Here is a 25,351-nt window from a genome sequence, read left to right on the forward strand (position 1 = left end):
TGGATTATTTTGTTTCGCGCATCTTGGCAATGACAGCGAGCTCTTTGGCCAGTGGATTGCGCTTGTGGTAACGGTTATAAAGATAATTGATCAGCAAAATAATCGTAACGGCAGTAGCAAGACAGGCCATCAGAAAAAACAGATCGCTGTACGCTGCGACCGTTGCTTGGCGCTGAATGCCTTGCAGTACTTGACTAACTGCACTGATATTTGCTTGGGCCGCGTCAGTGGTCTGATTCGACAGCATATTACGAGTGCCTGCCACCTGAGCGCTAAATGTAGGATCCCCCAAATTCAATGAGCTGACCATGTCTGCATAATGCATTTGTGTACGAATGGTCGTAAATGCTTGAATGGCTGCTGCACCTGCCAGTCCGCCAACTGTTTGGGAGATGCCAAAAATCACTGAAAAACTAATAATATACGCAGGACCACTGCCAATAGCCCGCAAAAATCCTTCAAAAACCAAAGGTCCCATGAAATACACCGCGGCAAAGGCAATCAAAAACTGGCTAAGATAAAACATATAGGGTGCTGAATTAATTGACACACCAACATCCATCCAAGACCCTAAGGCAATCAATGCCACTGCAAAAATAACAGGTCGGCGCAAATCCATCGCATTGGTACTAAAAATACTAATAATCAAAGCCAGTGCACTGGCGGCTATAATGACCGCATAAAAAGTAACCAGCTGATCGTTACCGTAGCCAAGGTTGGCGAGTAATCCTGCCGCGCCGACGTTTTGCTCAGATAACAAAATCCGCATGACAGCGCCCGTCACCATAAAGGCAATAATATTGCGGCTACGCATCCAACGCACTTGTAGCATCGGGTTTTTGCGATGCGTCTCAATCCATAACGCGATGCTAATGCCGGCGATAGCAATCATCAGTGGATAGACGAGCCAAGGTGTCGTCCACCATAAAATTCGACCTTGTACTAAAACGACAGCTAATGCAGCCAGACCACTAGCAAAAAAACCAAAGCTTACAAAATCCAATTTCTCAAATACTTTTTCTGTATTCCCTGGTGGTAGCTCTAATATATTAATCAGCCCAAAACAAATCAGCGCCAAACCAAATTGAAATAAAAATAAGTTTTCAAGCTGACCGTCGATAGCGAGGTAGGGTGAGATGACACGTGATAATGGAATACCAAACTGCACCAGACCAAAACCCAATATTAGGCCACTAGTACGTTTGACGGTTGGCATGCCTTGCAGACAATAAAATAAGCCCAATACGGTCATACCACTTGCCACCATACCACTAAGTCCCCTAGCGACAATCTCTAAATAGTAGGGCTCAATGCTAATATTAGGTGTGTCTAACAAGTGACTACTGATCAGCCACTGTAGACTGGTGGCGGCTAACAAAAATGACAGGGTGATTTTACTAAAAAGCGACATGCCAAATTGCTGACGAATTTTGTACAGTAGAACGGTGATACAGGCATTGGTCATATTATAACTGACCGATATCCAACCACCTTCAGCAGGCGTCAAGCCCAGCTGACCTTGAATTTGCGTCAGGTTAGCGACAAGTAGGCCATTTTGGAAGCTGGCTGTAAGACCTACAAAAATCCCAATAAGTAAATAAAATACTTTACGGCGTGCCGGATGGTCAGGATTGGCTGGAGAGCCCACCATTATTGGCTGTTCGTGGGGCTTAAACTGGTATTCGTTACTCATGGGCGTACCACAATCTGTATAAGGAAATAGAGTGACATAGGACAGATGCCAGACGGGGAGTCAGGTCAGTGCAGTTGGTATTTATAGCGTGAAAAGTCAGTCAACTCACTGATGGTATCTGAAAGATAACCCAAAAAATTCAGAAAGGATTTTATCATAAATTTTATCGTGCTTTTGTCATCGACACGTAATTCATGGATGGTGTCAAACAGTTTGTTTGGTTGCTCTATGGCTTAATGCTCTCATATGACATTGATGACTATAATGCGATGGTTATTTATGCAAGCATAAAATAAAGCACGCATAAAAAACAGCTCTATACAGAGCTGTTTTTGTGCATCAGAAAATGGGTCTGTCAGTTATGATGCAATGCTAAACAGATTGGTCGTACTTAGCCTCTAACTGCATAGCACGTTGATAGCTATCGAGACTGGCAAGTGCTTCAGCATATTGTCTAATATTCGGGTAAGCATTGAGTTTTTGACGCTTAGCAAGAATGATTAAGTCAAATGACAACATAAAGTCAGCACCACTTAGCTTATCACCCACAATAAAAGACTTACCTTCAACCGATGAATCCAGATATTCAAACAATCTGGTTTTTTCTGTATCGATGTAGCCATTCAAAAACTCATTGTCATCAATACCTGCTTTTTTGGTAAATAGCTCAAGCATTAATGGCAACATCAGCGAACTTTCTGCAAAGTCTATCCACTGTAGATAGTATCCATAATCCGAACTATCTGTAGCAGGGCGCAGACGCTCTGGCGCAAATCGTTCAATCAATAACTCGGTAATCGCACCGGACTCAGCGTAAATCTGTCCATCCATCTCGATAACCGGAGATTTACCGAGCGGGTGAACTGCCTTCAATGAATCTGGTGCCAAATGAGTCTTGGCATCACGCTGATGACTGACTACTTCATAAGGCACGCCTAGCTCTTCTAAGAGCCACAGCGTACGCAACGAGCGTGATTGGTTAAGATGATGTAAGCGAATCATGATATTAACCTTTGAGCTTGCTAATCAAACGCTTAGCCGCTTCTTCTGATGACGCTGGGTTTTGACCTGTGATTAATAAACCATCTTCAACCACAAACTCTTCCCAATCAGCGGCTTTTTCATAGTTCCCGCCATTGGCTTTCAAGACATCTTCTACTAAGAAAGGCACCACATCTGTCAAACCAGCAGCTTCTTCTTCTGAATTAGTGAAGCCAGTAACGGTTTTACCTTTTACTAAGTACTCGCCATCCACTTTGACGTTTTTAAGCGCGGCAGGTGCATGACAAACAAAAGCAACAGGCTTATCTTGCTTAACGAAATTCTCGATCAATTCGATAGAGTTCTTATCTACTGCCAAGTCCCACAATGGACCGTGACCACCAGGGTAGAAGACTGAGTCAAAATCTTCTACTTTCATGTCAGCAAGTTTTTTGGTATTAGCCAAGTGCTCTTGCGCATCTTTGTCGTCTTTAAAACGCTTGGTATCTTTGGTTTGTGTGTCTTCGGTATCGCTACTAGGGTCTAGTGGTGGCTGACCACCAGCAGGAGACGCTAGAGTGACATTGGCACCTGCATCGAGAAACGCATAGTAAGGAGCTGCAAATTCTTCTAGCCAAAATCCTGTTTTCTTACCAGTATCGCCTAGACGGTCATGTGAGGTTAGTACCATTAAAATATTCATAATTATCCTTATTTATTGTTTATATGTGAGTAAAACAAATCATTAACAGTCACATTTTTATTGATAGGGTATTCATTCAAATGGCGAGCCAAATGATCAAAAAATCATCAGTATAAGTGGTGACCGCTAATATTATTCCTGCTTCGGACGTAACTTTCAGTAGTGATCTTAGCGATTTGTGTTGTTAAGTGGTTATTAATAAAAAATCGTTACCTATCGCTTATTGCTTAACAACACTCACCTAACATCAATTACTGAACGTCAGAGACTTTGACCACTGTTTTACCAAAGTTATCACCGTTTAACATACCGACGAAGGCATCTGGTGCATTGTTTAGACCATCAGCGATGTATTCTTTGGTTTTGACGTCGCCTGATTCTACCCATTTGCTCATGGTTTCTAAAAACTCTGGGAAATGGTCGCCGTACTCTTCAAAGATAATAAAACCTTTGATGGTGAGGCGGCGGCTTAAGATAAGGCCGGTCAATACGCTCAAACGATCTTTACCTTCAGGAAGTTCGGTCGCATTGTACTGGGCAACAAGGCCACAGACAGGAATGCGAGCATGAGCATTTAGTAAAGGCATGACCGCATCAAACACATGACCACCGACGTTTTCGTAATAGATGTCGATACCATCTGGACAGGCCGCTTTTAATTGCTCAGCAAAGTCATCGGCTCTGTGGTCGATACAGATATCAAAGCCAAGCTCCTTGACCGCAAAGTCGCATTTTTCTTTACCGCCTGCTACACCAACGGTGCGCAGACCATATTGATTACCCACTTGACCGACCGTAGCGCCAACAGGTCCAGTAGCTGCAGCGACAACTAAGGTTTCGCCTTTTTGTGGTTTACCGATATCAGTCAGACCCATGTAGCCTGTGAAGCCGGGCATACCTAATACACCCAAACCATAAGAAGGGTTTGCCATGTTTTTATCAAGCTTAAGAACACCTTCGCCATCACTGACGCTATAGTCCTGCCAGCCGGAATTTGATACGACCAAATCACCGACAGCAAATTTATCGATATTGGACTCGACCACTTGCGCTACGGTCCCACCCATGATGACGTCACCGATCTCTAATGGGTCTGCATAGCTTTTTGCATCACTCATACGTCCACGCATGTATGGGTCTAATGACAGATATACCGTGCGCAATAACATCTCGTTATCATTTGGCGTTGGGATGTCGCTGGTTGTCATGTCAAAGTTGTCGGCGGTTGGTTCGCCGTTCGGGCGGCTGGCAAGTTTGATTTGACGGTTGGTTTGTTGATTCTGTTGTTTGTCGAAGCTCATGGTAGGACTCCTTTATATTTATTCATTGTCATTATTATAGTGGTGTTAAATGTAGTAACTACTCAGGATTAAACTGAATAGCTACTATAAATAGCATAACGATATGTAGTTATTGTTACTGTCGCGATTTTTTTATAATTCTTTTGACAGTTCTTGCTATAGCGCTTATTAAGACGCTTTGCTAGTTACAGCGCGCTGTAAGATACGACGTGAGACGTCTAAGTCGTTTTTGCCGTGCTCACCAAGTTTGACCATGTTATGTGCATCAAGTTGCTTGATAATTGGATCAATCGCTGACTCAGTCAAATCCACGTCTTCTAGGCTCACTGGTAAACCAAGCTCGCGGAAGAAGTTTTCAGTATAGACAATGGCCGTTTCGATGATGGCATCGTCGTCTTGGTCAGTATCAGTGATGTTCCATACGTTACGTGCATACTGCAACAGTTTTTCTTTTTTACTCTCTTTTAGCTCACGCATGACTGATGGCAACACGATGGTTAATGTACGTGCATGATCGATGGCGTGTAGTGATGTGAGCTCATGGCCAACCATGTGAGTTGTCCAGTCTTGCGGTACACCAGTACCGATCAGACCGTTCAATGCCATGGTTGCTGTCCACATAATATTCTTACGTGTTTCTAGGTTTTCTGGGTCTTGCTTAACAACTAGGCCTTCATCGATAAGGATTTTAAGCAGGCTTTCAGCAAAGGCATCTTGAACTTTAGCATTAACTGGATAAGTCAGATACTGTTCCATCACATGGACGAATGCATCAGCAACGCCGTTCATGACCTGACGTTCAGGTAGTGTAAGGGTTTTTACTGGATCTAGGATTGAGAATTTAGGGAAGGCCAGTGGGTTGCCAAACGGTAGTTTTGCTTGACGTTCACTATAGTTAATCACGCCGCCTGAGTTCATCTCAGAACCCGTTGCTGGGATGGTCAATACCGCACCTAGGTCAATAGCAGAATCGATGTTTTTGCAATAACCAATTAGGGCATCCCAAGCTTGATCACGTGAGACAGTACCGTCTTCTTCAGTTAATGAAGATACAAGTGCAACAAATTTGCTGCCATCAATCACAGAACCACCGCCAACTGCTAATAAGAAATCGATGTTGTGCTCATTAACCATGTCAGCTGCTTTAAGCAATGTGGTGAATTCTGGGTTAGCCTCGATACCACCAAATTCAAATACAGTACGGTTACCGCTCGCTGACAAGGCGTCTTTTACTTCGTCTAGTGTACCAGTGCGCTGTGCTGAACCACCACCGTAAGTAATAAGAACGCGTGCATCAGTAGGGACTAGGTCTGATAATTGCTCGATTTGACCTTCACCAAAAACGATACGGACTGGATTATAGTATTGAAAGTTATTCATAAAATTCCTAATGTTGATAAAAATGGTTCCGTCAAATATGTTGACGTTAAACAATGAATAGTAAGCAATGATTATTTTGCATTTGCTTTAAAACTTGATGCGCATTGTACACCAATTAGACCAGTCGTCTAGTAATTATTTATAAATGATTACAAAACTCTCATATAACGTTTTTATCAAGCATTAGTTCTTTAAACGACAATATGATGTGTGGGTGCAAACATAAGCCCCCAATTTAGGGGGCTGCAATATCAAGAACATTACTGTTTGTTATCAACGTCCCATTTGAGTGGTCGTCATTTGCCAGATCTCAGCTAGAGGCGTATTTGTTTGACTGATCTTAGCCATTAGGCTGGCACCAAGCCACGCGAAATACCAGCGTTTGGCCATACTCTCAGCTGATATATTATCGTGACGAGGTACAGACCCGTCCATCCATCCTGCCTTGATCTGCTCGGCGAGCCACATGGTTGTCTGTTGATAGCCCCTATCAAGCGCTTTACGCATAGTTTCTGACATATCAGCCACTTCTGCGCTTAGTTTAACCACTAAGCATCTCTCGTGATCACAACCGTTCTGCTGGGTGTCGTACCAGTTTTGGAAGTAATCATATAGCTTTTGTTGGGCGCTCACGTTTTGTGCATCGATGATATCAAGACGAGCTTTATATAAGCTGAAGTAATGATTGATAATGGCCTCACCAAACGCTTCTTTTGAGGCAAAGTAATGATAAAAAGAGCCTTTAGGCACGCCAGCTGTGTCTAAGATTTGTTTGAGGCCGACGGCGGTAAAGCCTTTTTTGGCTATTAACTGGTAACCAGTAGCAAGTAAATGGGCTTTAGTATCGGGTGTGGTGCTAGTGTCTGTGATATTAGACATAAATAGAATTCTCTCCCTTGATAATCATAGTAATAGGGTTGTCAGGTTTCATTTGAGCGTCATGTTGGTGGCATATTCTAATGATATATATTTATATGTGTTACGTTTTATCAACAATATTGCTCAAAAAAATAGTCTTGTTTTATTAATAGCTATGGTAGCATTAGACCAGTCGTCTATCAAGGTGGGTTTTGTTCTTATCAGTTACTATGAAATTTTTGTTTCAACTTATGATTAACTATAACTATGAATCCCCCACCTACAAGACATCTCCAACTATTTTATTCAAAGTACTGAAAATAAATTTTTATACAGTAAAGCAAACATGAGGATAATTATGTCAACCAACGATAATAACAGTAACGCCTATAGTGATTTTCATTTGCAATTCATCGGCGGTGAATGGCAAAAAGGTAAAGATGATAGCATTAATACCAACACTAATCCCTACAATGGCGATACGCTTGTAGAGATTCAGCAAGCGACTAAAGATCAACTAAATGAAGCATATGATGCTGCTAGTCAAGCTCAAGCCGAATGGGCGAAAACGACCCCAGCTGAGCGTGCAGCTATTATGTACAAAGTGGTCAGTATCCTAGATCAGCGCCAGGATGAAATCGTTGACTGGCTGATTAAAGAATCAGGCAGTACTCGTATCAAAGCCATGGTCGAGTTCGGTGCAACGCGTGCGATTACCCTTGAAGCAGCGACATTCCCTAATCGCGTCCATGGTGAGATTCGCTCATCGAATACCCCTGGTAAAGAAAACTTCATTTATCGTGAGCCAATCGGCGTTGTCGCTGTCATTAGCCCATGGAACTTCCCACTACACTTAACTCAGCGCTCCATCGCGCCAGCCTTAGCGCTTGGTAATGCTGTTGTGCTCAAGCCTGCTAGCGATACGCCAGTGACAGGTGGTTTGCTATTGGCTAAAGTGTTTGAAGAAGCGGGTCTACCAAAAGGTCTATTAAACGTTGTGGTCGGATCAGGCAGTGAGATAGGCGATGCAATCGTTGAACACAAAGCGCCAAGTTTAGTGTCGTTCACAGGTTCGACCTCAGTGGGTAAACATATCGGTGAGTTGGCAAATGGCGGCGAATATATCAAGCAAGTGGCACTTGAGCTAGGTGGTAACAGTCCATTTGTGGTATTAAAAGATGCTGATATCGAGCAAGCGGTGAAAGCAGCTGCCTTTGGTAAGTTCTTGCATCAAGGTCAAATCTGTATCGCGATTAACAGAGTGATTGTAGAAGATGAGATATATGATGATTTCGTAGAGCGTTTCTTGGCGCACGTCAAAACATTGAATGTCGGTGATCCTAGCAAGCAAGATACGGCTGTCGGTCCTATCATCAACGAAAAACAAGTTAAATCGCTCAAAGAAAAAATCGCCAAAGCGCAGGAAGAAGGCGCGAAAATGATACTTAGCGGTGAGATTGAAGGCCAAGTCGTACCGCCGCATATCTTTACTGAAGTGACTCGCGAGATGGATTTATCATGTAATGAAGTGTTTGGACCATTGGTCGGTATCATTCGTGCTAAAGACGAAGACGATGCATTATCAATCGCCAATGACTCTATGTATGGCCTATCTAGTGCCGTATTCACTGCTGATATGCAAAAAGGTCTGCGTTTCGCTCGTGGTATCAGAGCAGGTATGACCCATATCAATGATATCTCAGTGAACGACGAAAGTAATACGCCGTTCGGTGGTGAGAAAAACTCAGGTATCGGTCGTTTCAACGGTGAGTGGGTACTAGAAGAGTTCACTAGAACACATTGGATATCAATGCAAAACGAACCACGTCAATATCCGTTCTAATAGCATTGCGTTACGATAAATAATAAAAAAGACCGCTTCGATAGCGGTCTTTTTTTTGTGATGTTCGATGGTTATGCTTGAACCTACTTAGAGGACAATTGGTTTATAGTTTAGTCATCTATCTAGCATGGAAGCCTAATAACCCTTCAATTTCTTCGATAGTCATACGTCTGACCAGTGCTTGCTCTTCTACTGACAAGCGATTGGTATGTTCTTTTATCATGGTATGGATGCTCCGAGATATCTCAGAGGTCGTGGCGTAATACATTTGTGGCTGCTCTTTCGTCAATCTCATCAAAAAACGATTGATAAGTTTACGTTTCTCGTCTGATTTATTTTCTTCAGTCGTAGTATTATTTTGAGTCATGGTATTCTCCTAGAGGTAAGCCATTTAAGCAGTCGAGCTTCTGAGAGTCAATGGTTATAAGTAATTTTTGGGGCTAAGCGCATCACCTTACAAGTACTACGCTCGTCTCATGGTTGAATGCTCAGTGTGTTTTACATCGTATATGATATTTCAGATTTCAAGACTAAAAATAAATGAGCGCTAAATGGCCAAAAGGATAGGGTATGTCAAATGAATCAGCGAATAATTCAGAGAACAACTCAAAGAATAATAACGTCACATTGGTACTATTCCACAACGATCTGCGAGTAGCGGACAATGCTACATTGTCAAAAGCCGCTGAGCTAAGCGGTAATGGACAACTGCTGCTTGTTTATGGAGCATCATTGGCGGATGGGTTGAGTGATAAAAATAATCATCCTGCTTATCATTATGACACTATGGGTGTCGCCCGCCAGCAGTTTTTACAAGAGAGCTTGATTGACCTAAATGCATCGCTAGAGCAGCTTGGTAATAGATTACTGTATTTGCAACAAGCTTCCGCAGTGTCAGATACCTTTGCGCAGTTGAATGAGCTCATTAAGGCGCAGCAAGTTACCGATATCTGTGTCAGTAAAACAGACGACTATTATCAAAACCAAGTCTATGCGCTACTACAGAATAAACATCCACAGATATGTTGGCATATCGAGACAACGGCTACTTTGTTTGACGAGTTACCGCTAGAGAGCTTACCCAAAAGCTTTACGCAATTTCGCAAAAAAATTGAAGCAGATTATGATTTGCTGCATGCCGAGAAAGATATAGTGATTTATCCAACGCCAGAAACACTTGCTCCATTGCCTGACAATATGCAGAGTAGGGACGAGTACTTTTTTGAATCGCAGTTGTCTAATGAGATAGAAATTGATAAGACATTAAATCAAGCATCTAACTTTACAGGTGGAGAGTCAAATGGCCTCAAGCACTTAGATACCTATTTTGATTCTGATGCGCCGAGCACTTATAAGGCCACACGAAACGCGCTTGATGAGTGGACACATTCCACTAAGTTCTCCGCTTGGCTGGCGAACGGCTCTTTGTCTGTCAATACCGTATTGAATCGACTGCGCCGTTATGAGCGTGATGTCATCGCCAATGACTCAACTTATTGGATATGGTTTGAGTTACTTTGGCGCGAGTATTTTTATTGGTACGCTGTCACCCATCAGCAAAAGTTGTTTTGGTTCAAAGGTATTGGTGAGCACACGCCATCAACCCAACTTGATCAAAGGCGTTTGGAGAAATGGAAAAGTGGAAAAACGGCGTACCCCATTGTCAACGCCTGTATGCATCAACTGAAGGCAACAGGATATATGTCAAACCGTGGACGACAGCTAGTGGCAAGCTGCTTTATCCATGAGTTAAATCTTGATTGGCGCTGTGGGGCGACTTACTTTGAGCAGCATCTTATCGATTATGACGTCGCCAGTAACTGGGGAAATTGGCAGTATCTAGCAGGTGTGGGGGCGGATCCAAGAGGATGTCGGCAGTTCAATCTTGATAAACAAACCCAGCAATACGATCCAAACGGTGAGTTTATCCATCAGTGGCAAGGTGAGTTAGAATAAGATGTCTCATTCATATATCCTAGAAATATCGACAGACTAAATACGAGGTAGATTCATATCATGAAAAAACCAAGTCCTTATCTCACCTTTGCAGGTGCTATTCCGTTTGTCGCTTGTGCGCTCTTGCTGGTTATAGGCATTATTGACATACCTTACTTAGGGGCAGTAGCTGATATATTAAGCGCTTATGGTTTGGTGATTGCATCGTTTATGGCCGGATCGCAGTGGGGTAATCATTTAAGCTTGGCGGATGACGACAAATGGGCCGTCCGATTGCCTTTAGTCAGTAATGTGATTGCAATTGTTCTGTGGCTCGGGTTTTTAATGTTACCAGTGGTCGGTTTTATTTGGTTACTGGTCATTGGATTTGCCAGCATGTTGATGATTGATTATGGGCTCAATCGCGCGCGTATTATCACGCCAGATTATTTCAAAGTGAGAACCTATGTGACGGCGATAGTGGTTGTGTCTTTGATCGTGGCTGCTATGCAATGACAAGTAATATAATCAGTTATATTTAATAAAAAGGGTCGCTAATATGGCGACCCTTTTATATTGGTAAAGTATATCTGTTAATGTAAAAACTATGCTTTTTCTAGCTTAGGACGGGCTTTCTCAATAGCTTTAACCAATGCTGTTTCAAACTCGCCATCATTGAACCTCACAAGATAAGAGTGTGCTGCGCAAAAATTGCGAACGTCGCGCCATTCATGTGCTAGGTTGGTTGCCCAGTCGCAATATTGTGCGCCTGCATTTGGCTCATTTTTGAGTGCTTTTTTGGTGGTAGGGTGCAATATTAGCTCAGGTAAAACGGCTTCTAATAGCTTCATTGGCGGGCTCATAAACGTATCATCAACGTGTAAGCTTTGGCTGGCAGGATGATAGGCCAATAGGGAGCCTGCATGAATCATCTCATTGGGTGCGATATAATGGATACCTTCTGACATTGAAAACTTGAGTTCAGGATAGCGTTCAGCAACCGCGTCACTTTCTACCAAATCATCTGCCCAATTGACTTCTGGTATTTTCTTTGGATGACGTTTACTGCCATAAAATGTGGCTTGCGGAAAGTCTTTGGCCATCTGGTCACAGTGTACGGTATGGAATGGATGAACGTTTAGAACCGCTTCGACATCTTTACCGTTGTTGGTGAGCGCCATTACCTCGTCTCGAACGTCACCTGTTAAGGCGTAGCTGTCCAAAAATACAAAGCGTCCTGAGGATAGCTTGACCAGCGAGCACTGGGTACCAATGTTTATCACACCGCCGATACGGAATGACCCGCGTATGTTCCAAAATCCTGCCCCTAAATCATGAATTTCATCTGACATTTATCGTTTTCCTTATTTAATATATTGAATCGACAAGTGATTATTTTTCTTGTCGCAATTTTTATGTTTTAGGTTTTTCTTAGAGTCGTTATTTTGCCTCAAGCTCACTACGAGCATTATCAATGGTAGACAAAAGCGCCGCTTCAAACTGACCTTCTTCAAACACCACTAATCCTGAATGCGCGCCGCAAAAATGACGGACATTACGCCACTGGTGCGCCAGCTCTACCGCCCAATCACAATAGTGCTTACCAGCGTCTGTCTCATCTTTGAGGGCTTTTTTAGTAGTTGGATGTAAGCCTAGGTTAGGCTGGGCTGCATTGAATAGCTTAGAAGGTGGTATCTCAAACGTATCATCGATATATACACTTTGGCTGGTAGGATGATAGACCAACAATGAGCTTGCATGGACAGATTCATCAGGTGCGATGTAGTAAATGCCCTGAGGCAGGGAGAATTGCAGCTCAGAATAACGCTCAGCGACCGCATCGCTTTCGACCAAATCATCTGCCCAGTCTACTTCTGGTACTTGTTTTGGATGTCGGCTACTACCGTAAAATGTGGCTTGCGGAAAGTCTTTAGCCATTTGCGCACAGTATACGGTATGAAACGGATGAACATTGAGCACTGCTTCGACATCTTGACCGTCATTGGTCAGTGTCATCACTTGCTGACGAACCTCGTCTTTTAAAGTATAGCTGTCTAAAAAAATGAATCGCCCTGATGATAGTTTTATAAGCGCACATTGGACACCGATATCCATAATGCCGTTTTTTATAAATGACCCTCGAATGCTCCAAAATCCTGCACCTAAATCGTAAATCTCATCATTCATTGACATGACTCCTTAATGGTTTAGTTGTTCAATTATTTTACTTATTGATAGGTAGCACCCTATGATTATTGATTTTTGAGCACCTAAAGTCTGTAATAGAAAAGATATAAGCAATGTAGATGTGTAAAAATAAAAAAGAGTTGTTAGGTAAATGTCATTATTAAGGGTATAGATCCGATTTTTTATTCTAAATGGAGAGTCTAATTAAGTGCCAATAACACATTTAAACCTGAGTATATCGGTTGGTGTGCTAACATGCTTTCATGTCACTATGATAAATCTTTATCATTTATGGTCATGCTCTTCTTTTATAAATTTGCGTTATATTCCTCTATCACCCAAGCCAATGACGCCTCCTTGTCATAGCATAATCAATATAGTCAGCTCCCTTGTGAATAATTCTACAGATAAAAATCAAAATTTGGCATCAAAGATATCAGCCCCATCCAGTCACGCTACGTCGTGGATATTAAAGCTCACGATTGGCCTGATCGGTATGTTTGCCTTTTTGCAAGTGTACTCTATCCAAGCCGTGCTGCCAGTCATGATGGTGGACTTTTCTGCGACGGAAGTGCAAGCGGGTATGATCGTTGGCGCTACTGTATTGGCCATTGCCATCATGTCACCATTTTTGGGCATGCTCTCAGATGCAGTCGGGCGCAAATCCTTCATCGTCGGTGCTTTGGTGTTTTTGGCGATCCCAACAGCGCTGGTTGCCCAAAGCTCTAGCATTGAATGGGTCGGTATTTGGCGTTTTCTGCAAGGACTGTCTGTACCCGGTATTACAGTGGTGACGATTGCTTATATCGGTGAGGAGTTTGAGGGCCGGGCAATGACTGAGCTGATGTCCTTTTATGTGTCAGGATGTGTGCTTGGCGGCTTTATGGGTCGGTTCTTGTTAGGGCATTTGCATGAGCTGATCGGCTGGCGTAATGGCTACTATGTGATGACGGCGATGACGCTACTGGGGGCAATATGGGTTGGCAAGATGCTACCATCCTCTCGTCACTTTGAAGCAAATCCTAATTTTCGCTCAGCGATACAGACGCTGGGTGAGCATGTCACCAATCGTTATGTGGTGACCGCCTGTCTACTTGGCGCTTGTGTGCTGTTCTCCCTTGTAGGCTGCTTCACCTTTATCAATTTACATTTGGCGGACAAGCCTTATGAGCTTGGCACGGGTGCGCTCGCCAATATTTTTGCCGTATACTTACTTGGTGTTATTATCACGCCACTATCGACGACATTGCTACGCCGGTTTGGCTCAGCACGTACGGTTCGGGTAGCCATTATTATCTCCATGATTGGGGTACTGTTGACCTTGGTAACTCCGCTATGGGGGGTAATCATAGGACTTGCTGTCATGTCATCTGGTGTGTTTATTACGCAGTCAGCGACCATCAGCTATATTGCTGTTAATGTCAAAAAAGGTCGATCGTTGGCATCAGGCTTATATTACATGGGCTATTACACAGGCGGTACGCTTGGGGCGTGGCTGGGTGGCATAGCTTATGCGCGAGGGCAGTGGTCTCTTACCGTATGGTTGTTATTGTTTGTGCAAGTATTGGCATTATTGATAGCCAGTTTCGGGATGATTAAAACGACAAGACGCGCCACTTAACGGTACATAAGGCATCGTCTTTGTTTGGTTACTCGCATTATGATACGTAATATAAGGTTGCTTTACATGGTACTGCTTTTTTCTTACTATTAAAAAGTCTTTAATCTCATTGCGGTCAGTGAAGCTTGTTGCTTTTACTGCGCCAAAACCGATTGGCATTTAGCAGGACGCTATTAACAGTAATCAGAATGACTATACATTATAAAAATAGTGTGGTTATAGCGGTTCATTCTGTATTAGTATGTCTTATTGCTACTTATTTATTACTATCTATAACTTATAAGCGCGACAAACAAGGAAGTTAGGTCTATGTCAAATATGTACCATGGTGCTCCCTCTGCCTATGATTATCCACTACTAGTCAAGCAGCTCTTAAACCGTGCAAAAACAGTGTCACAAGACCAAGAGATTGTCTATGCGGACAAAAAGCGACTCACTTATAAGGATTTGTTTGAGCGTATCAATCGCTTGGCTAACGTACTCGCAGACCTGAATCTTGATGCAGGCGACATCGTTGCCGTTATGGACTGGGACAGCAATCGCTATCTTGAGTCTTATTTTGCAGTACCGATGTCAGAGTATGTTTTACAAACTGTCAATATCCGTCTATCACCAGAAAAAGTCCTCTACACCATCAATCATGCTAAGCCTAAAGTGCTGATGCTTAACTCTGAGTTTGCGCCATTGGTCAAAGATTATCAGTTTGAAAACTCTAGTATCGAGCACATTATTTGGCTGGACGATAATGGTGTGACGGCTGAAGGGGTTTTTGGTAGTAATCAAAGCCGCGTGACAGGCGAGTATGAAGCATTGCTAGAAGCTGCTGATAGCCATTTTGATTTCCCAGACTTTGATGAAAATACCATCGCGACGACCTTTTACACCTCAGGTACGACAGGGGATCCAAAAGGCGTTTTCTTTAGTCACCGTCAGTTGGTGCTGCACAGTCTAGCAGAAGCCGCAACATTGGGTATGTTGCCGAACAAGCAAGGTGTTAGCTACGGTGATGTCTATATGCCAATGACGCCGATGTTCCACGTACATGCATGGGGCTTCCCATTTACGGCAACGATGGTGGGGCTAAAGCAAGTCTATCCGGGACGTTATGCACCTGATAGCTTGCTGGATTTGATTATCAATGAAAAGGTGAGTATCACACATTGTGTGCCAACGATTTTGCAAATGGTACTCAAAGAAGCACAAGATCGCGATGCCAGCTTTAATGGGCTAAAAATGATCATTGGTGGTTCAAGACTGACTGAAGGGCTAGCAAAAACAGCAATGGCTCAAGGTATTGAAGTATACACCGGCTACGGTATGTCAGAGACGGCACCACTTATCAGCCTGACTGAATTTAGTCTCAATGAGCCTGAAATGACGGAAGATGAAGACATTGCCCGTCGCTGTATGACAGGTAAGCCAGTGCTTATGGTCGATGCGCAAGTATGGGGTGAGGGCAATAAACCTGTCGGCAAGGGTCAAGAGAATACGGGTGAGCTGGTGCTACGGGCACCTTGGTTGACCCAAAGCTATCTCAAAAATGACGACGCTGGCAAGGAGCTGTGGGAGAGTGGCTATATGCACACTCAAGACATCGCTTACATACGCACAGATGGTTATATTAAAATCACGGATCGCCTAAAAGATGTGATCAAATCAGGTGGTGAGTGGATCTCATCGCTAGAGATTGAGACCATTTTATCACTGCATCCATCCGTAGCGGATGTTTCAGTGATTGGCGTTCGGGATAAGCAATGGGGTGAGCGTCCGTTGGCCTTGGTGGTACTAAAACCAAACGCTCAAGAAACCAGTGCTGACGATATCAGAGCCATTGCAGAAAAAGCGGTAGAGCGCGGTATCATTCCTAAATATGGCGTACCAAGTCAATTTAAATTCGTTGATGAACTGCCAAAAACCTCTGTTGGCAAACATGACAAAAAAGTCATGCGTGAGATGTATGCCAATCAAACTCAAGTATAATATTATCTATCGATTGAATGTCGAAACGCTTGAGCTCATCAAAATGTCATGCGTGTTGCACGCTTAATAGTTGACCTTTGTAATGGGCTCTGCTACATTTTAAACCGATACATAACGTATCGGTTTTTTAATTCTGGCAAGGATAACCAGTATTTATCAGGACATTATCTACCACACTCAAAACAGTGTAGTGTTGATAAAGCCAATTGCGTACAAAGATCATATCAAGCGATGCAAGTGCGATAACAACTTACCAATGCGCCGATTATAAAACAATATTATTCCATTTCTCGTTTATGCTAAGGACAGCTATTATGAGCGACCACGCCCAACACCCAGCCTCTACTCAAGCGGCAGACATGCCCACGTTCGCGGATATCTATCACGACTCCATTATGGATCGAGAGCAGTTTTGGGCTGAGCAAGCAAAGCGTATCTACTGGCATAAAGAGCCTGAGCAAATTCTCGATGATGGCAATCTGCCTTTTGCAAAATGGTTTGTTGGCGGTGAAACCAATCTTTGCTACAACTGTGTCGATCGCCATCTAGCAGACCGTGCAGAGCAAGATGCCTTTGTATGGGTGTCATCAGAGATCAATCAAGAGTTAATAGAAACTTTTCCAGCGGTCGTCGATTCGTTTAAAGATCTGGGCAATAACGTTGAGTTTTATACAGATTATGCCAAGCGTCGCCTGACTTATAATGATTTATACAAAGAAGTCAATTACTTCGCAGACGTGCTACAGCGTCATGGTATTGGTAAGGGCGACCGTGTCATTATTTATATGCCAATGATTCTAGAAGCGGCATATGCCATGCTGGCTTGTGCTCGCATTGGTGCTATACACTCAGTCGTATTTGGCGGATTTGCCGCGCATAACTTGGCGATACGTATGGATGATGCTGAGGCAAAAATGGTCATTACAGTGGATGCAGGTCTGCGTGATGGTAAGGTTATTAATTATAAAAATCTTGTCAACCAAGGAGTCGAGCAAGCGACAACCAAGCCTGAGCATGTATTAGTTGTCAATCGTGGTATTTTACCGTTTGAGCCGAGAGATGTTGACGTCGATTATGCGACCGAACGACGTCATAGCTGTGAGGCTCATGCAGTTGTGGAGCCCGTCTGGCTTGAATCCAATACACCGTCCTATTTGCTTTATACCTCTGGTACGACTGGCACACCAAAAGGCGTGCAACGTGATACTGGTGGTCATGCAGTCGCGCTGACGACATCGATGGATTATGTCTATGACGGCAGGGCAGGCGAGACATTCTGGGCGATATCAGATATCGGTTGGGCAGTCGGACATTCGTATACGATTTATGCACCATTACTGGCAGGTATGACCAGTGTTATGTACGAAGGCTTACCACACTTACCGAACCCAGGTATCTGGTGGCGTATCGTTGAAGCCAACAAAGTTAATATCTTGTTCACGGCGCCTACAGGAGTACGTATGCTCAAAAAGCAAGATGAAAGCTGGATGACGCGCTATGATGTGTCTAGTGTTAAGTCTTTCTTTTTGGCAGGTGAGCCGCTTGATGAGTCAACGGCCAATTGGTTGTCTCAGCATTTAGGCGTACCGATTTTAGATCACTATTGGCAGACAGAGTCTGGTTGGCCGATCTTGAGCCATACACCAAAATTCAATCATAAACCGCATAAGCAGGGCTCGCCCGGTTATCCTATGTACGGTTATGAGGCGCAAGTCATCAATGAAGAGACAGGTGAACCTTGCAGCGCGGGTGAAAAAGGATTGCTTGCGATTAAAGCGCCGCTACCACCTGGCTGTCTCACCACGGTATGGCGCAACGATGAGCGCTTTGTCAGCAGTTACTTTGGTCTCTTTGATGGCCAGCAGTATTCTACCTCAGACTATGCAGTGACAGATGAAGACGGTTACTTTTACATCTTGGGGCGTACCGATGACGTTATAAACGTCGCAGGCCATCGAATAGGCACGCAAGAGATTGAAGAAGCAATCAGTACTCATCCAGAGATGGCAGAATGCGCTGTGGTAGGTATTCAGGATGAGCTAAAAGGCGAGCTACCGATTGCGTTCTGTGTCCTAAAAGATCAGTCGCAAGTCGAAACGACCGAAAACCGTTTCCGCATTGAGCAGCAAGTGATAGGTGCTGTGGTCAAATCCTTAGGCGGTATTGCAAGGCCGGCGGCCATTTATTTCCCTCAGGCGTTGCCAAAGACGCGTTCTGGCAAAATCCTACGCCGATCCATTCGTGCTCTAGCAGAGGATAGGCCTACAGGCGACATGTCGACGCTTGATAATCCAGCCGCTATTGATGCGATTAAGCAATCGATGAAGGATTATTAGTTGATATAGGCTAGCAACTATATTGGTATCGCCTAAAAGCTAGGCTGATTTTTTTAAAGCTCATGAGCAATCATGGGCTTTTTTTGTTTCTGTTATTTGGGCAAATCCCCTTCAACAAAACAAACTTAGTGAAAATTGTGATAAAGCGCTTGACCGTAAAAATGATTTATTGTTATAGTCAATAACGATACAAAATAAATCATTTTAAATTTAGTTATCTATAAATATTTTACAAATAACTATTTATAGCACTTAACTCTTAATGAATACTCAGATGCCGTCACACGGTAGTCTCGCAAAAAAGATAAGGATATCTTATGCACCACGTTCAGCAGCTCATCAATGGTCAGTTTGTACAATCAAAAACCGATGAATGGATTGATATCACTGATCCAGCGACACAAGAAGTCATCGCAAAAGTTCCGAAAACCACCAATGATGAGATTAACCAAGCGGTCGCCGCCGCACAGACAGCGTTTGAAACATGGCGAAAAACGCCAATCACCACGCGTGCGCGTATTTTTTTGGCCTATCAAGCACTTATTCGCGAGCATATGGATGAGTTGGCAGAAATCTTGACCGCAGAGCAAGGCAAAACGATTGCTGATGCACGTGGCGATGTATTCCGCGGCCTAGAAGTGGTAGAACATGCAGCAGGTATCGCCAATTTGCAAATCGGCGACTTTGTAGAAAACGTCGCATCAGGCGTTGATACTTATAGCATTTGGCAACCACTGGGTGTTTGTGCTGGTATTACGCCATTTAACTTCCCAGCGATGATTCCGTTATGGATGTTTCCAATGGCGATTGCGACGGGCAACACATTTATCCTAAAACCATCTGAACAAGATCCGATGGTGACTATGCGCTTAGTTGAGCTAGCGATTGAAGCGGGAGTACCAGAAGGCGTGCTGAACGTGGTGCATGGTGGCAAAGCAACCGTCGATGCTATCTGTGATCATCCAGATATCAAAGCGGTGTCTTTTGTGGGTTCTACCAACGTTGGTAAACACGTCTATGAGCGTGCCAGCCAGTCAGGTAAGCGCGCCCAGTGCATGATGGGTGCAAAAAACCATGGTGTTATTTTACCTGATGCCAATAAAGAGCAAACGCTCAATCAGCTAGCGGGCGCGGCATTTGGCGCAGCGGGTCAACGCTGTATGGCGCTGTCAGTGGTCGTGCTAGTAGGCGCAGCTGGTGAGTGGATTGATGAAATCAAAGCCAAAGCAGAAAGTTTGGTTGTTTCAGCAGGTAAAAATGATAAAGATTTGGGACCACTGATTTCTCCTGCTGCAAAAGTCCGTGTCGAGCATTTGATTGGGACTGGGGTAGAAGAGGGCGCAAGCTTAATACTTGACGGTCGCGGAATTGCCGTTGAAGGGTTTGAAAACGGTAACTTTGTTGGCCCGACTATCTTTGATAACGTCACAAGCGATATGCAAATCTATAAAGAAGAAATATTCGGTCCCGTACTGTGTATTATGCGCGCTGATAGTTTGGACGAAGCAATTGCACTGCTCAATGCCAATCCACATGGCAATGGTACCGCGATATTTACCCAGTCAGGAGCGGCAGCCCATAAATTCCAACAAGACATTCAGGTCGGTCAAATTGGTATCAACTTACCGATTCCTGTGCCACTACCAATGTTCTCATTCTCAGGTTCACGTGGCAGTAAACTTGGTGACCTAGGGCCTTATGGCAAGCAAGCCGTACAGTTCTATACTCAGACGAAGACAGTGACGGCACGTTGGTTCGATGATGAAGCGAGCCGCGGTGTTAATACGACTATTTCGATTTAACCGTCGGATTATTGTATTTTCGGTATAACGTTAATACGACTTGCGGTACTATTAAACGCAATTTTATTATCGTTATGCCGTTATCATATAGCGCTAATGTCTTATAAAATTTTTGACCAATATTTTTATTAGCGTTTTTATTGACGTTTATCTGAGATTTAAGCCCTCTATTTGATCTATAAGAACAAGGATGACCCTATGGATTTTTCATTGACCGATGACCAAGTTGCCTTTCGCCAAACAGCCCGTCAGTTTGCACAAAAAGAGCTCAGACCGAACGCTGCTGAATGGGATCGCACTTCGCATTTCCCAGTGGACATCATCAAAAAATCTGGTGAGCTTGGCTTTTTGGGGCTATACACCAATCCAGAACATGATGGCTTGGGCCTGCCAAGGCTCGACTCAGCAATGGTATTCGAAGAGCTGGCATGGGGTGATACATCCGTGGCGGCTTATATGAGCATCCATAATATGGCCGCATGGATGATCGGTGAATATGGTAGCGACAGCTTATGCAAAGAATATTTGCCCAATATGGTCAGCGGTGATTGGCTTGGCAGCTATTGCCTAACAGAGCCAAATGCAGGGTCGGATGCAGCCTCATTACGTACCAAAGCGGATAAACAAGGCGACCATTACGTACTGAATGGTGAAAAAACCTTTATCTCTGGCGCAGGCTCGACTGATGTATTGGTAGTAATGGCGCGTACTGGTGGTGCTGGGCCAAAAGGTGTATCTGCGTTTGTTGTAGATGCCAATAGTGCTGGTATCGAATATGGCAAAAACGAGCATAAAATGGGCTGGAAAGCACAGCCGACACGGACGATTAGCTTTAAAGATGTCAAAGTCCCAGCAGAAAACCTGATAGGTGAGGAAGGCCAAGGTTTTCGTATCGCGATGAAAGGTCTAGACGGTGGTCGTATTAATATCGGTATTTGCGCAGTAGGAACGGCACAATCTGCATTAGAGACGGCAACCAGTTACGTGCAAGAGCGAAGCCAATTTGGCAGTCCAATTGCTAGCTTACAATCCGTACAGTTTAAACTTGCTGATATGTTGACTCAGACCATCGCCGCGCGTCAAATGCTCTATCTTGCGGCAAGTAAAGTTGATAACAACGATGGGCAAGCGTCTACCTACTGTGCAATGGCCAAACGTCTCTCCACCGATCTTTGTTTCGATGTTGCGAATGAAGCCTTACAGCTACACGGTGGTTATGGTTATCTAAACGAGTATCCACTTGAGCGCCATGTGCGCGATTTGCGTGTCCATCAAATCCTAGAAGGCACCAATGAGATCATGCGCGTGATTATTTCACGTCAAGTCTTGCAAGATGAAGGGCTAAGCCAACTTCGCTAATTTATCTCGATCTACTGAAACAAGGATGTTTTATGACAGATTATACAAACCTAAAGCTATCAATTGATGGTCATACCGCAACATTGACGTTGAATAACCCACCGGCACATACGTGGACAATGGACAGTCTGCATGCGCTTAAGCAGCTCATCACAGACCTCAATGCCAATGACGATGTCTACGCATTGATCGTGCATGGAGATGGTGAAAAATTTTTTTCAGCTGGTGCAGATTTAAACAACTTTTCAGACGGTGATAAAGGCCGCGCAATAAGCATGGCGATTGCATTTGGCGAAGCGTTTGAAGCCCTGTCTGCCTATCGCGGTGTCAGTATCGCCGTCATCAACGGCTATGCGATGGGCGGTGGACTGGAATGTGCGCTCGCGTGTGATATCCGTATCGCAGAAGCGCACGCCCAGATGGCACTGCCAGAGACAGGTGTGGGATTACTGCCCTGTGCAGGTGGTACCCAAAACCTACCTTGGCTAGTCGGTGAAGGTTGGGCCAAGCGCATGATACTGTGCGGCGAGCGCGTCGATGCAGATACGGCACTGCGTATCGGTCTGATTGAAGAGGTCACTGCAAAAGGCGAGGGGTTGCAAGCCGCGCAAAATTTGGCAAAAAAAGTCGCTAAACAATCACCCGTCGCTGTCAGTTATTCCAAAGCACTTATTCAGGCGGCTAGAGACACGCCGCCTGCACAAAATCTTATCCATGAGCGTGAAGCTTTCGTTAAGCTATTTGACACAATGGATCAGCGCGAAGGTGTACAAGCCTTTTTAGAAAAGCGTCAACCCAATTGGCAAAACAAATAAGCATTGCTTAAAATGCTTGAGTCATAACACTCACGACATTATTTAACTTTTTAACTTTGTAGGTCACTTTTATGACAGCAGCTACCGACGATACCCAAAACTCTTCGAACAATACCGAGCAAGAGACATCTGTATTGTTCAATACCGAACCAACAGATTGCGGGCGTTTGATTGGGATAATGACACTCAATACCCCAAAATCGCTTAATGCGCTCAGCGTTGATATGTGCCAACTGCTAGCAGCGCAGTTAGAGGAGTGGCAAACGGATGACCAAGTAGTGGCGATTGTGTTAAAAGGTGCAGGCGATAAGGCCTTTTGTGCGGGTGGTGATATCCGTAAGCTCTATGACAGTATGTCTACTAGTGCGCCGATGCCAAACCCTTATGCCACTGAGTTTTTCAGTCACGAATATCGTCTATATCGACAAATGCACTTTTACTCAAAGCCGTTAATACTTTGGGGTGATGGCATCATTATGGGCGGTGGTATGGGGCTGATGGCAGGATGCAGTCACCGTGTTGTCACTGAGCGTACGCGTTTTGCGATGCCTGAGATTACTATTGGCCTATTTCCTGATGCCTCAGGCAGTTGGTTTTTGCAGCGAATGCCCGCCAAAACAGGTTTGTTCTTAGGCTTGACTGGAGCAATGTGTAATGGCAATGATGCGCTGTTGGCCAACCTAGCAGAGTATGCTGTTGCAAGTCATGATTATGATGCTGTCATACAACGTCTTAAGCAGAGCGACTGGCAAAGGTTAGAAAATGCGAGTAGTTCAAACAAGTTCCATCATAATAGTGTGCATAGTATCGTCAGCCGTGCACTTGCTGAGCTGCCAGTAGCCGAGTTGTCTGATAGTAAGCTCGCGACCTACTGGCAGCCTATCCAGAAACTGATGAACTGTGGCGGTTTAGCAGATATCGATGCATTGCTACAAAGTGATGAAGCGCTAGTACAGTTAAATAAAGACTTTGCAGAAGACAGTTGGACTCAGCGAGCAGTTGCAACCTATCGGCATGGTTGCCCAGTAACGGCAGCGTTAACCTACGCGCTGTATAATAAAGTCGCTGATTTATCGATCGAACAAGTTTTATATTTAGAAACCAACGTGGCGGTACATTGTGCAGCCAATCCTGATTTCAAAGAAGGCGTGCGTGCATTATTGATTGATAAGGATAAAGATCCGCAGTGGTCGCGCTCGTTGGCAGACTGTCTAAGCGTAAAAGGCCAAGCGTATATCGATAAGCACTTTACCAATCCTTATCCAAAAGGTGAGCACCCTCTAGAAGGTTGGTTGGGTGAGGAAGCTTTGGGCAGTCAGTATGTGCGCTAATTATTTACAGACAACTCAAAAAGTAAGACAGATAACGTTTTTTAAAACTTCTAAAAAAGCATCATAAAATATGACGTAAATATATCACTAACAAATATTGTCAAATGGTATGTAGCAATGGCTACATGATAAATCATCAAGGAGTGATGAGATGGGTACAAAGGATATAAGTACAATGAATAATAACTCTAAACCAGATATTGCCTTTATTGGGCTTGGTAATATGGGTGCGCCTATGGCAGAAAACTTATTAAAGGCAGGCTATACACTTTCTGTCTTCGATCTGTCTGATGCAGCAACCCAGCGCTTAGAAAAAGCAGGTGCTCGCGTGGCACAGAGTCCTAAAGATGCGGCAAGCAATGCTCAAGTTGTCATTAGTATGCTGCCGGCGGGTCAGCATGTGCATTCTGTGTATCTGGGTGATAGCGGCGCTAATGGTCTGCTGGCAGAATTACCAAAAGGCACGCTTGTGATTGACAGTAGTACGATAGCGGCTGCTGATGCTAGGACAGTGGCAGACGCTGCAAGCCAGCTTGGCATCGACTTTTTGGATGCCCCCGTATCTGGCGGGACAGGCGGGGCAATTGCTGGTAGCTTGACCTTTATTGTTGGTGGTGATGACGACGTTTTTGCCAAAGCTGAGCCGATACTCGCTGTAATGGGGAAAAATATTTTTCATGCAGGCGAGCATGGTGCAGGACAAGTTGCGAAGATTTGTAACAACATGCTGTTAGGTATCCTAATGGCAGGCACGGCAGAGGCGATTAATTTAGGGGTTAAGAACGGTCTAGATCCCAAAGTATTATCAGATATTATGCTACAAAGCTCAGGCCGTAACTGGACGCTAGAGGTCTATAACCCTTATCCGCAAGTTATGGAAAATGTCCCATCTAGCAATGGCTACCAAGGTGGTTTTATGAGTAAGCTAATGCAAAAAGATCTCAATCTTGCCATGCAAACGGCTCAAGATACTCATGTAGACACGCCGATGGGTGCCAAGGCAACAGAGTTATATGCCACGCACACGCTCGAGAACGGTGATAAAGACTTCTCTAGTATCATGGGCCGTCATGATGCCTCGGTATTGTTTTAGAATTATCTTAGAAATAAAGACTCATATACTCAATCACTCTTGCTATCGTGAGTAGTGAGGACTGATTAGAGAGGGCTTGTTAGATGAAAAAAGGTTCATGCTATGTTTATAGCATGAACCTTTTTTTATTATT

Annotated in this window: 20 protein-coding genes; 11 read left to right on the forward strand and 9 right to left on the reverse strand. The window is 44.0% G+C overall.

All coding sequences use genetic code 11. The features are described 5' to 3' along the window. Positions 1 to 4: 4 nt before the first annotated feature. From I3255_RS11645 to I3255_RS11670, 6 genes are all read right to left on the reverse strand, one after another. Positions 5 to 1,693, reverse strand: a complete 1,689-nt coding sequence (locus I3255_RS11645) for an MFS transporter (RefSeq protein ID WP_238038964.1) — start codon at positions 1,691 to 1,693, stop codon at positions 5 to 7. Between the two features lie 372 nt (positions 1,694 to 2,065). Continuing rightward, positions 2,066 to 2,695, reverse strand: a complete 630-nt coding sequence (locus I3255_RS11650; RefSeq protein WP_238038965.1) for a glutathione S-transferase — start codon at positions 2,693 to 2,695, stop codon at positions 2,066 to 2,068. 4 nt (positions 2,696 to 2,699) lie between these two features. Next, complete coding sequence (locus I3255_RS11655) at positions 2,700 to 3,377, reverse strand: type 1 glutamine amidotransferase domain-containing protein (protein ID WP_238038966.1); 678 nt, start codon at positions 3,375 to 3,377, stop codon at positions 2,700 to 2,702. Between the two features lie 251 nt (positions 3,378 to 3,628). After that, complete coding sequence (locus I3255_RS11660; RefSeq protein WP_238038967.1) at positions 3,629 to 4,678, reverse strand: NADP-dependent oxidoreductase; 1,050 nt, start codon at positions 4,676 to 4,678, stop codon at positions 3,629 to 3,631. A 168-nt stretch (positions 4,679 to 4,846) separates the two neighbouring features. Then, positions 4,847 to 6,058 carry an iron-containing alcohol dehydrogenase gene (locus I3255_RS11665; protein WP_238038968.1) on the reverse strand — a complete coding sequence of 404 codons (1,212 nt, stop codon included), beginning with the start codon at positions 6,056 to 6,058 and terminating at the stop codon, positions 4,847 to 4,849. Between the two features lie 273 nt (positions 6,059 to 6,331). After that, positions 6,332 to 6,937, reverse strand: coding sequence for a TetR/AcrR family transcriptional regulator (locus tag I3255_RS11670; protein WP_238038969.1), 606 nt, complete (start codon positions 6,935 to 6,937; stop codon positions 6,332 to 6,334). Positions 6,938 to 7,274: 337 nt separating this feature from the next. On the opposite strand from I3255_RS11670, the gene I3255_RS11675 reads away from it, so the two are divergent. Next, the gene (locus I3255_RS11675; RefSeq protein WP_238038970.1) at positions 7,275 to 8,759 is read left to right on the forward strand and encodes an aldehyde dehydrogenase family protein; all 1,485 of its coding nucleotides are present in this window, start codon (positions 7,275 to 7,277) and stop codon (positions 8,757 to 8,759) included. A 118-nt stretch (positions 8,760 to 8,877) separates the two neighbouring features. Here I3255_RS11675 and I3255_RS11680 read toward each other — a convergent pair whose 3' ends face one another. Then, positions 8,878 to 9,126, reverse strand: a complete 249-nt coding sequence (locus I3255_RS11680; protein ID WP_010201084.1) for a hypothetical protein — start codon at positions 9,124 to 9,126, stop codon at positions 8,878 to 8,880. A 203-nt stretch (positions 9,127 to 9,329) separates the two neighbouring features. Here I3255_RS11680 and I3255_RS11685 point away from each other — a divergent pair, with 203 nt between their 5' ends. Both I3255_RS11685 and I3255_RS11690 read left to right on the forward strand, forming a co-directional pair. Next, a complete protein-coding gene (locus I3255_RS11685) occupies positions 9,330 to 10,715 on the forward strand; it encodes a DASH family cryptochrome (protein WP_238038971.1) in 1,386 nt (461 codons plus the stop codon). Between the two features lie 60 nt (positions 10,716 to 10,775). Beyond that, a complete protein-coding gene (locus I3255_RS11690; protein ID WP_238038972.1) occupies positions 10,776 to 11,210 on the forward strand; it encodes a DUF3429 domain-containing protein in 435 nt (144 codons plus the stop codon). Between the two features lie 89 nt (positions 11,211 to 11,299). Here I3255_RS11690 and I3255_RS11695 read toward each other — a convergent pair whose 3' ends face one another. Continuing rightward, complete coding sequence (locus tag I3255_RS11695; protein ID WP_238038973.1) at positions 11,300 to 12,046, reverse strand: hypothetical protein; 747 nt, start codon at positions 12,044 to 12,046, stop codon at positions 11,300 to 11,302. Between the two features lie 88 nt (positions 12,047 to 12,134). Further along, the gene (locus I3255_RS11700; protein ID WP_238038974.1) at positions 12,135 to 12,881 is read right to left on the reverse strand and encodes a hypothetical protein; all 747 of its coding nucleotides are present in this window, start codon (positions 12,879 to 12,881) and stop codon (positions 12,135 to 12,137) included. 391 nt (positions 12,882 to 13,272) lie between these two features. On the opposite strand from I3255_RS11700, the gene I3255_RS11705 reads away from it, so the two are divergent. The 8 genes from I3255_RS11705 to mmsB all read left to right on the forward strand — a co-directional run bounded on the left by I3255_RS11705 (position 13,273) and on the right by mmsB (position 25,218). Continuing rightward, on the forward strand, positions 13,273 to 14,502 hold the full coding sequence (locus I3255_RS11705) for an MFS transporter (RefSeq protein WP_346268624.1): 1,230 nt from the start codon (positions 13,273 to 13,275) through the stop codon (positions 14,500 to 14,502). A 309-nt stretch (positions 14,503 to 14,811) separates the two neighbouring features. Continuing rightward, a complete protein-coding gene (locus I3255_RS11710; protein WP_238038975.1) occupies positions 14,812 to 16,482 on the forward strand; it encodes a fatty acid--CoA ligase in 1,671 nt (556 codons plus the stop codon). A gap of 314 nt (positions 16,483 to 16,796) precedes the next feature. Beyond that, positions 16,797 to 18,818, forward strand: a complete 2,022-nt coding sequence (locus tag I3255_RS11715; protein ID WP_238038976.1) for a propionate--CoA ligase — start codon at positions 16,797 to 16,799, stop codon at positions 18,816 to 18,818. Between the two features lie 317 nt (positions 18,819 to 19,135). Next, positions 19,136 to 20,620, forward strand: coding sequence for a CoA-acylating methylmalonate-semialdehyde dehydrogenase (locus I3255_RS11720; RefSeq protein WP_238038977.1), 1,485 nt, complete (start codon positions 19,136 to 19,138; stop codon positions 20,618 to 20,620). 198 nt (positions 20,621 to 20,818) lie between these two features. Continuing rightward, on the forward strand, positions 20,819 to 21,979 hold the full coding sequence (locus tag I3255_RS11725; protein ID WP_238038978.1) for an acyl-CoA dehydrogenase family protein: 1,161 nt from the start codon (positions 20,819 to 20,821) through the stop codon (positions 21,977 to 21,979). Between the two features lie 32 nt (positions 21,980 to 22,011). Continuing rightward, positions 22,012 to 22,794, forward strand: coding sequence for an enoyl-CoA hydratase (locus I3255_RS11730; protein WP_238038979.1), 783 nt, complete (start codon positions 22,012 to 22,014; stop codon positions 22,792 to 22,794). Positions 22,795 to 22,865: 71 nt separating this feature from the next. Beyond that, positions 22,866 to 24,125: an enoyl-CoA hydratase/isomerase family protein gene (locus I3255_RS11735; RefSeq protein WP_238038980.1), complete on the forward strand. Its 1,260-nt coding sequence runs from the start codon at positions 22,866 to 22,868 to the stop codon at positions 24,123 to 24,125. A 175-nt stretch (positions 24,126 to 24,300) separates the two neighbouring features. Beyond that, positions 24,301 to 25,218, forward strand: coding sequence for a 3-hydroxyisobutyrate dehydrogenase (mmsB, locus tag I3255_RS11740; protein WP_238038981.1), 918 nt, complete (start codon positions 24,301 to 24,303; stop codon positions 25,216 to 25,218). Positions 25,219 to 25,351: the final 133 nt, after the last annotated feature.

It is taken from the genome of Psychrobacter sp. Ps6 (assembly GCF_022129235.1).
Lineage (GTDB): Bacteria > Pseudomonadota > Gammaproteobacteria > Pseudomonadales > Moraxellaceae > Psychrobacter.

What these genes read in the sequence shown, in the direction of transcription:
- mmsB (WP_238038981.1), top strand. Translation starts at nt 24,301, where the DNA reads ATGAATAATAACTCTAAACCAGATATTGCCTTTATTGGGCTTGGTAAT.
- I3255_RS11725 (WP_238038978.1), top strand. Translation starts at nt 20,819, where the DNA reads ATGGATTTTTCATTGACCGATGACCAAGTTGCCTTTCGCCAAACAGCC.
- I3255_RS11675 (WP_238038970.1), top strand. Translation starts at nt 7,275, where the DNA reads ATGTCAACCAACGATAATAACAGTAACGCCTATAGTGATTTTCATTTG.
- I3255_RS11670 (WP_238038969.1), bottom strand. Translation starts at nt 6,937, where the DNA reads ATGTCTAATATCACAGACACTAGCACCACACCCGATACTAAAGCCCAT.
- I3255_RS11690 (WP_238038972.1), top strand. Translation starts at nt 10,776, where the DNA reads ATGAAAAAACCAAGTCCTTATCTCACCTTTGCAGGTGCTATTCCGTTT.
- I3255_RS11695 (WP_238038973.1), bottom strand. Translation starts at nt 12,046, where the DNA reads ATGTCAGATGAAATTCATGATTTAGGGGCAGGATTTTGGAACATACGC.
- I3255_RS11645 (WP_238038964.1), bottom strand. Translation starts at nt 1,693, where the DNA reads ATGAGTAACGAATACCAGTTTAAGCCCCACGAACAGCCAATAATGGTG.
- I3255_RS11735 (WP_238038980.1), top strand. Translation starts at nt 22,866, where the DNA reads ATGACAGCAGCTACCGACGATACCCAAAACTCTTCGAACAATACCGAG.
- I3255_RS11700 (WP_238038974.1), bottom strand. Translation starts at nt 12,881, where the DNA reads ATGAATGATGAGATTTACGATTTAGGTGCAGGATTTTGGAGCATTCGA.
- I3255_RS11715 (WP_238038976.1), top strand. Translation starts at nt 16,797, where the DNA reads ATGAGCGACCACGCCCAACACCCAGCCTCTACTCAAGCGGCAGACATG.
- I3255_RS11680 (WP_010201084.1), bottom strand. Translation starts at nt 9,126, where the DNA reads ATGACTCAAAATAATACTACGACTGAAGAAAATAAATCAGACGAGAAA.
- I3255_RS11650 (WP_238038965.1), bottom strand. Translation starts at nt 2,695, where the DNA reads ATGATTCGCTTACATCATCTTAACCAATCACGCTCGTTGCGTACGCTG.
- I3255_RS11665 (WP_238038968.1), bottom strand. Translation starts at nt 6,058, where the DNA reads ATGAATAACTTTCAATACTATAATCCAGTCCGTATCGTTTTTGGTGAA.
- I3255_RS11685 (WP_238038971.1), top strand. Translation starts at nt 9,330, where the DNA reads ATGTCAAATGAATCAGCGAATAATTCAGAGAACAACTCAAAGAATAAT.
- I3255_RS11710 (WP_238038975.1), top strand. Translation starts at nt 14,812, where the DNA reads ATGTCAAATATGTACCATGGTGCTCCCTCTGCCTATGATTATCCACTA.
- I3255_RS11660 (WP_238038967.1), bottom strand. Translation starts at nt 4,678, where the DNA reads ATGAGCTTCGACAAACAACAGAATCAACAAACCAACCGTCAAATCAAA.
- I3255_RS11730 (WP_238038979.1), top strand. Translation starts at nt 22,012, where the DNA reads ATGACAGATTATACAAACCTAAAGCTATCAATTGATGGTCATACCGCA.
- I3255_RS11655 (WP_238038966.1), bottom strand. Translation starts at nt 3,377, where the DNA reads ATGAATATTTTAATGGTACTAACCTCACATGACCGTCTAGGCGATACT.
- I3255_RS11720 (WP_238038977.1), top strand. Translation starts at nt 19,136, where the DNA reads ATGCACCACGTTCAGCAGCTCATCAATGGTCAGTTTGTACAATCAAAA.